We start from the raw sequence: 732 nt of genomic DNA on the forward strand, positions 1-732 counted from the left end.
AAATCACTGTTATTGAGGTTGCTGCCATAACGGTTGATGAACTCATCAGAGGCCATGAAAATCTCAGCGATATCATCCAGGTCCAGATCGTCTTCGCCCCGCATCTGGTTACTCCAGTAAGTCAGACCAGCTTGGTCTGGAGCACGATCGAACGCAGCGCTATACAAAAGTGTCACTTGCTGGTCATAGGTAAGCCGGTCCTCGTTAAAATCAATCCGATCATCCCAGTCACTCTGAATATCCAATCCATCGATGTTATTCATGTCATTTGAGTCATTCCGACGATTCCAGTCATTAAGTTCACCGTCAAAAATTTCAAAATACACGCCGTCGCCACGATCTTCATAAATCGTTATATCATCATCGTTCCACTCGGTTTTGACGATACGGTTGCCCTGAACGCTGTAACGATCGTCGTTATCAATGGCCTCATTTTCCCAGCGGCCATCGTCCCATTCCCGAATAGCTAAAACATGCCCATCGGTAATATCAAACTGGTAACGGTTGTCAGACATAAACTATCCCCTGTTAGAGATCACATGACACAAGATTGATTGGTCAGAAATTGCTGTTAACGGTTCTAATTCCCGTCGCTTGAAGCCATAGCAATAGTCCTTGATGCAAGCAGCACGATCTACATCCTCTAACTGAGTGGCTCATGTGCCAAGATATGACTCGAAACGTTCATGTAAGTGCCTATTCAAAATTAATCGCGTGCAAAACTCCATAGCC

At 44.9% G+C, this 732-nt stretch carries 1 protein-coding gene; it reads right to left on the reverse strand.

The window, feature by feature from the left end; translation table 11 throughout:
• Positions 1-515, reverse strand: a 515-nt coding sequence (locus tag INT19_RS06390) for a DUF4214 domain-containing protein (RefSeq protein ID WP_193060164.1), incomplete at its 3' end; no start/stop codon positions are given.
• Positions 516-732 lie beyond the last annotated feature (217 nt).

Origin of the sequence: Halomonas sp. 3A7M, assembly GCF_014897875.1 — a bacterium.
GTDB lineage: Bacteria > Pseudomonadota > Gammaproteobacteria > Pseudomonadales > Halomonadaceae > Vreelandella.